Genomic DNA, 6,939 nt, shown 5'->3' with positions numbered 1-6,939 from the left:
AGCCACATACACCTACAACAAAAAATTCGGGTTTGCGGCCATCTTCGCTCATCTGGCTTGCGGTTGGATGGTCAATGCCGGTCTGTATCCCGGCAACACGTCCTTCCATGGTCCTGAAACGATTGCCTTCGTGAACCAAAGCCTGGGGCTGGCTGATCGTATGACCGGCGAAACCAAGTTGTTGGTAATGGACTGCGGTCTTGAGGATCAGGAAATGCTGGCCAATCTGCACGACCGCCCGAACACGGACTTCATCCTCAAGCACAACAGGCGCAGGGAATCCAGCACGAAGTGGTTGGAGTTGGCCAAGGAAAAAGGCGTGCTGATCCGGGAGGATGCCAAAAAAGGATTTCGGGTGTACCGCGGAAGCACTTATCGTCGCCTCAAGGATCGGGAGGAAGAGATTCGTCTGGCCTTCGACGTCAAGGAGACCTACAAGGAAAAAGGCCAGCTGTTGTTCTTGCCAAAAGTCGAGATCTTTAGCGTCTGGACGAGTCTTAGAGACTTCAGCGACAAAGAGGTCCTGCATCTCTACAGGATGCGGGGCACCAGCGAACAGTTCCATGCCGAGTTCAAGACCGAGATGGACATGGAGCGGTTGCCTTCGGGCAAGTTCAAGGTGAACAAGGCCTTCTTGCGCATGGGCATGCTGGCGCACAACATGCTCAAGGTCATATCTCAAGACATGGTCATGGAAAGGGCTTTGGGGTTGAAAAAGGCGACACGGCGCAGGATCAAGACGGTGATGAACAACGTGATCTTCATGTCCTGGCGTTTGATCAGTCATGCCCGGACTTTGGTGATGCAACTGGGATGTTCCAAGGAGTGGCATATTTGGTTTGGCAGGTTGTTTCAACGCCTCAAGCCAGCGTAGCACCTGTAAAAGCTGGAAGAAGAAAATGATACAGGTGTATTGCGCCAAAATTCTGGTAAAAAGTGGTGATCTAAATGATTTCAAGCTGAGATAGCTCATTTTTAGCTTCCAGTATCTTGGCAGCTGAAATGGTACGCTGAAAATTCGTTCCCCAAATGCCGGTGAGAGGTTCTAACCAAGCAAAGTCACGGATTCAGGAGTATACTTTCAGCTAATTTTCTAGCCTCTTCACCAGCAACGCATGGAACTGCACTTAATCCACTATGAATTTTACCAAAGTTTTTAAAATTCCATTCCCATTGTTCCATATGGAATTTCGCCCTAGACTTGCACTCTTTCAGAAAGGAACTATCAAGAATATAAGAACTGAAATCTGGCACATTAAAGTATATGTCCCTTAGCATTTGACAAGAAAAATCCAATCCCTGCACATACAATTTTCCACTTTTACCATCAATATTTACGCTTAAATCGATATTATCGTTAAATATATTTTCTATTATTGTATTATTATCATACACATAATAATCATTTTTAGGCAAATAAAAAAAAGTTAAATTATTAATAGCAAAACAAAATTTCTTGTAAATATAGTAGAATTCATTAATTATTCCTTTATACAAAGACAGAATCTCATCATTTTGAACTGCAGCATTGTTTTCGATATGCATATTGCTACGTAAATATTCAATTTTTTGAAAGTATTTGAAATAAGACTTATCAAGTTTTACGCCAGCAATCTTAGCTAAACATATTGAATGAATTAAAGAATGCCCCCTAACAAGTATTCCATTTAAACTTACATTTCCAGATATTAAATTATTTATCAATTGAATAATTCTAAATAATATAAACTCTATACTTATCAGTATTGATTGAATTGATGAAGGATATGCGGAAAAAAAATCGAAAGATTCTCCGAAAATGCAACGAAGTGCTCCGGGAGGATTATAGGAATAATATGGAATATTTTTGAATACACTCTTATTAACAATAAAAGGAGAATGTATGAAAAAAATATTTTTATTGTCAATTTTTTCTATACTTTTATTGTACTTCTCTAAAAATAACTTCCCATTATAAAATGTATCTTCAAATACAAATATCAAATCTATATCCGATACTCCAAATGTTCCAATGTTTCCGTTTTGATAGATAGATATAGGCTTTATCGAGTTGTCTAATTGACAAGCAAAATCGACAACCGTACTTACTGCATTATTATAATCATGCAGTGTCATTTCTTTACGATCTTTATGCATTATGCACCGTTAATATATTGAGATGTTATTTTATCTACACAACCAGAATTATTTATATTAACCAATATATCAATAGCTGATGAAGCACATAAATATATTAAATATGGAGAAAGATAACCATAAGCATTTTGATCTAGATATGTCCAAACTTTCCTAATCTTAGTAAGACTACCTAAACATTCTTTTTGAATTTCCGTCGACAAACTATCAATACTTGACAATATTGTTTTTTTATCTTCGTATTTATTATAGTACAATTCATAATACAATAAGTTTATTATAAAAAATCTACTAATTATATTTTTTATTGTCTTCGCATCATTTTTAATCAAATTAAATGGCAGTTTTATAAAATAATCACACATTTTATACAATGACATGAATGCAATATCATCTGATGAAATCCTTTTACACACGTTATATTGAAAGTTATCAAGATTTAACATAACTCCTTTATTTAGAACTGATAGCGGCATATTTGGCTCAGGATATTCATTTAAATCATTTATGGAATTAATAAAACATCCATGATGCCCAATAGGGTCAACACTCAACATCGAATTATTAATATTATCTATATTACTTACAATATTTAATCTTTTATCATTATCTGCTAGATATTTTGGATCAATGAATATTGAGATATCTACATCGCTGAAATACGTATATTCTCCATTCGCTAAACTACCATGAAGTATTGGAGACATTCCATCGAAACTTAGCATTCTATTTCTAGAATAAATCTTTTTTGCGGGATCACATAGATCACCAATACTTTTTTTTGGTATGTTGATAACAGCAGAACTTGTCTTGAAACTGAAAGAATAAAACAAAATATCTTGCCATTTTTTGAATTTAGTGTTTGTGAATCTTTCAAACTCACACCTATAAACATCTAATCTATTCTTTTGAACATCAGGTGTGGAAGCAATATATCTTACAACATCTTGCCTTATTTTTTGTGCTATACTGCGCTTCCTTATTTCATTAATAATATTAAAATCATTAAGGCAATTAGCTACCTTTTCAACTCTGATTAAATTATCCTTGTTATTACGAATTTTATTTTGAATTTGCACCTTAACATCTTCAGAAGTACCAATACAAGTCAAATTATCCATCCGCTTGATAAATTGAAAATTCAAATAATTTTCATATTTACTACATTTTGGTGTCAATTCATTTTCCATAACTACATCTTTGTAATTATCCAAACTATTTATTTGCTTTTTTTCATGTTTGCAGCCAACATCTGAAATCAATTTATAAATTTTTTCTATTTGTTTTTTAAGACAAAATTTATTTACATATTTATTATACATTGCAGAATCATAATTTTTTGAAATAATTAGATTGACAGCCTCATCGACAGTAGTAAAAACTAACTCAGGTGGATAAAGTTCATTCGCTCCCGGCCAGTTATGAATTATCGGCTTTATGCCTTTTGCCATTGCTTCAATGATATTAACACCAAAGCTTTCGCTTAGACTCGTTGAAATCAAATAGTTTTTGTCTTCCAGCCAGTTATTAATATCACTAACATGTCCATAAAAAAGAACATTTTTTTCTAAACCCAATATTTTAATTTGATGTTCCAAATAGTACTTTATTTGTATATCTTTTATTGCCCCAGCAATGTGCAGCCTATAACGAACATCTTTATTCCGCAGTGCTGCTATCACCTGTATCAGCAATTGGGGATTTTTAATCAATTTAATATATCCAACAAATGCAACATTAAAACCCCTTAATCGCTTAACATAACAATACTTTGACAAATCAACACCATTCCAAATCACTGCACCAGGAGTATTCAAACGATGCATTTGCAACACATGAGTCATCATATGCTGTGATACATAAACCATTATATCTATAAAATTACTTTTTATATTTGATGGATAACCAGAAAAACATTCAAATCTATGCAATCTGCAAATTACTTTACTTGTTTTACGTACATTGTGGCTTGCCTGAACAATTAATTCTTCACACCATTCGAACCAAGTTACATCGGCCCAGTCCATAGCATCCTGTACAGCTTGTAAATCTGGGCTTTGATAATTGAAATGCAAAATTCGAACCTGATGCTGTTTACTAATTTCACGCTCGATGTCTTCAATAAACGAAGTACTTCGTCGGCAAAGAAAAGCAACTTTCAGTACTAATTTTTTCGATTTTTTTTCAAGATTAAACATTTTATCTACTAATTGGATTTTTTCTATAAATGAAATACTATAACTCATACTGTTTAATTTTAATTGATTATTAGGACTTGATTGGGGTTTATGTTTTTTCTCATAATTATCTTGTTTTGATATTGCCTCTAAATAGTCCTGCTTAAATTTGATTACTTTAGAAAACTCTTTTATAATTACGATATTTTTTGGAAAAAGATTAATTCCTTCTTTTATTATTTTTTCTGCACTTACCACATCATTTTGAAAACGAAAAGCCATGGACATGAGAACATAAACATGATATGGAGCATCACTCTTGAATGATGTGAGTAAATGTTTCCATCTCTGGATAGCAGTAGACCAATCTTCCTGCTTCATTGCATCTTCAGCATATTTTATCATGCCTTCCATGCTGCTATTTGTATTTTGTGAATCATTAGAATCAGACATCACACCTCACAATTCTTAGACAATCTACTTTTGCTGACTTATAAAATACTTGCTCTTTGCTAGACTTACTAACCTATAGAAGATATATGAAACAAAAATTAAAAAGTAGTCGCTTAATTCGCTTTAGTGTCCAACGGCTGGTCAGTTCCAGAGTGATGCGTTTTGCCCCCCCCGGATCAAGCGCATGCCGTTGAGTAATATCAGACTGTTCACTTGCCACTTTCCTCATCCCTCTTTCCCTTACCTTTTCCCACTCTTCAAATTTGAGTTCACGTACTCCACCTCCTCCTTCCGCAAATACGGGTGCAAAGGCAGGCTCAAGACCCGATTTGCACATTGCTCCGCAACTGGAAAGGCTCCAGGTTTGTACCCCAGTGAAGCAAATGCCGGCTGCAAATGCAAGGGCTTGCCATAATAGACCATGGAAGGGATACCGTTCTCTTTGAGCCTGGCCTGGACAGCTTCGCGGTATTGTGTATTGGGGAGCTGGACAATGTACAGGGCCCAGGCGGAACTGACGCCTTCGGGTTCCACCGGCAGTTGCACATCCTCATTGCTCTCCAGATGCGCTGCATATTGCCATGCCAGTTCAGCCCGCGCCTCCAGCTCCTTGGGGAAAATATCCAATTTGGGCAGCAGAATGGCCGCTTGCAGGGTGTCCATGCGGCCCTTGATGCCCAGGCGCACGGTGTCGTACTTGTTTGCGCCTTGGCCGTGCACTCGGATGGAGGTCAGGCGGTGCGCCAGATCGTCGTTGTCCGTGAACAGCGCTCCGCCGTCGCCGTAACAGCCCAAGGGCTTGGTAGGAAAAAAGGACGTGCAGCTGATGTCCGCCAGGGTGCCGAAGGAGCGGCCTTTGTACCGTGATCCGAAAGATTGAGCCCCGTCCCTGATTACGGCCAAGCCGTGCTTACGGGCCACGGCATTGATGGCGTCGTAGTCGCAGGGCAGGCCGTACAGATCAACGGTGATGATCGCCTTGGGCCGCAACCGTCCAAGCGACTTATCAGGCATCCCAGCATCATGTTTTATGCCAGCATTCCAGCATTCCAGCATTTCACATAACTTAACCGGATCAATGTTGTACGTCTGCGGATCAATATCCACGAACACGGGCGTGGCGCCCAGGCGGGCGATGACGTCCGCGGTGGCCACGAAGCTGAACGGGGTCGTGAGTACCGCGTCTCCCGGTCCGACCTCCAGGGCCATCAGCGCCATGAGCAGGGCGTCCGTTCCCGAGGAGCAGGCAATGGCATGCTTGGCCTCAGCCGCCTGGCCCAGCCTTGCTTCCAGTTCCCTGACCTCCGGCCCCAGGATGTAGCGACCGTGATGCAAAACAGTGTGGATGCTTTTTTCCAAATCTGGGCGAATGCGGTCCTGCTGCGTTTTCAGGTCGACGAACTCAATGTTCGTTTGCGTTAAGTCTTGGATCCATTCACGGGCTTGGGCCGGTGTACGTTCCAGGACATTCGCATCCGCGACGTCAAAGCGTTTTTCATTGGTCACGATAGCCGTGGGACAGCAAAGCAGGGAGGCGGCGCGGACAATCTGGGCATCTTCCACGTCCTCTTTTGCAACAAGAGAAGCGTCCTGATGGAACCCAAAGCATGTCAGCGGAGCGGCATATTCAAGGAGACGGGTCAGCAGTTGCTTGGCAATCCGTTTGGCTTGCAGAGCGTCCGCGCCATTCTTTTTAAGTTCCCGTCGAACGACGTACTCCAGGACAGGAATGCTGCAAGCACAGATCCAGCATTGATATCCACTCTGCGAACCGGTTGCGAGCAAGTCGGAGAGAAGCAGCAATTCCTCTTCCGGACGCCGCTGCAGCCAAAGGTCCAGGATGACATTGACGTCAAAGACAAGGTTTTTCATTTTGTGTATTTCTCGGCAAGTGCGTCAATATACGCCGCCCTGTCTTCCCCCACGCTTGCAGCCGGGCGTTTGGCCTGAAACGGGCCAAGGATTTTCCGGAACTCTTCCAAAAGCTCTCGGCCCAGGGGTCTGGGTGGCAACGTGGCATTATTGCTGGTTGAGGGAGTCTCCTCGGAGTGGACCGCGCTGTCAGGCAACTCCACCACCACTGGGAACGAATCACGGGCAAGCCTCAAGGGCACCGCAAACTCCAAGCGTCCTTGACTGTAATGGGCCTTTATCTGCATGTGCATATCTCCTG

General features: G+C 40.6%; 5 protein-coding genes. 1 reads left to right on the top strand and 4 read right to left on the bottom strand.

Translation table 11 applies throughout. The features are described from left to right. Positions 1–874, top strand: an 874-nt coding sequence (locus tag GY33_RS0107730; protein ID WP_084184942.1) for an IS1380 family transposase, incomplete at its 5' end; no start/stop codon positions are given. Positions 875–1,059: 185 nt separating this feature from the next. On the opposite strand, the gene GY33_RS20980 is transcribed toward GY33_RS0107730, so the two are convergent. The 4 genes from GY33_RS20980 to GY33_RS0107715 all read right to left on the bottom strand — a co-directional run bounded on the left by GY33_RS20980 (position 1,060) and on the right by GY33_RS0107715 (position 6,925). Next, positions 1,060–2,136: a hypothetical protein gene (locus GY33_RS20980; protein WP_152555134.1), complete on the bottom strand. Its 1,077-nt coding sequence runs from the start codon at positions 2,134–2,136 to the stop codon at positions 1,060–1,062. After that, positions 2,136–4,766 carry a glycosyltransferase gene (locus GY33_RS20420; RefSeq protein WP_084184940.1) on the bottom strand — a complete coding sequence of 877 codons (2,631 nt, stop codon included), beginning with the start codon at positions 4,764–4,766 and terminating at the stop codon, positions 2,136–2,138. The genes GY33_RS20980 and GY33_RS20420 overlap by 1 nt, the downstream gene beginning before the upstream one ends. Positions 4,767–5,006: 240 nt before the next feature. Next, on the bottom strand, positions 5,007–6,638 hold the full coding sequence (locus GY33_RS0107720) for a DegT/DnrJ/EryC1/StrS family aminotransferase (protein ID WP_162834853.1): 1,632 nt from the start codon (positions 6,636–6,638) through the stop codon (positions 5,007–5,009). Continuing rightward, positions 6,635–6,925: a hypothetical protein gene (locus GY33_RS0107715; RefSeq protein ID WP_031386786.1), complete on the bottom strand. Its 291-nt coding sequence runs from the start codon at positions 6,923–6,925 to the stop codon at positions 6,635–6,637. The genes GY33_RS0107720 and GY33_RS0107715 overlap by 4 nt, the downstream gene beginning before the upstream one ends. Positions 6,926–6,939 lie beyond the last annotated feature (14 nt).

This window comes from Desulfonatronum thiodismutans (genome assembly GCF_000717475.1).
GTDB classification, from domain to species: Bacteria; Desulfobacterota; Desulfovibrionia; order Desulfovibrionales; family Desulfonatronaceae; genus Desulfonatronum; species Desulfonatronum thiodismutans.
Note: the sequence above shows the minus strand (reverse complement) of the source record. Positions and strands in the feature narration are given on the sequence as shown.

What these genes read in the sequence shown, in the direction of transcription:
- GY33_RS20980 (WP_152555134.1), bottom strand. Translation starts at nt 2,136, where the DNA reads ATGCATAAAGATCGTAAAGAAATGACACTGCATGATTATAATAATGCA.
- GY33_RS20420 (WP_084184940.1), bottom strand. Translation starts at nt 4,766, where the DNA reads ATGTCTGATTCTAATGATTCACAAAATACAAATAGCAGCATGGAAGGC.
- GY33_RS0107720 (WP_162834853.1), bottom strand. Translation starts at nt 6,638, where the DNA reads ATGAAAAACCTTGTCTTTGACGTCAATGTCATCCTGGACCTTTGGCTG.
- GY33_RS0107715 (WP_031386786.1), bottom strand. Translation starts at nt 6,925, where the DNA reads ATGCAGATAAAGGCCCATTACAGTCAAGGACGCTTGGAGTTTGCGGTG.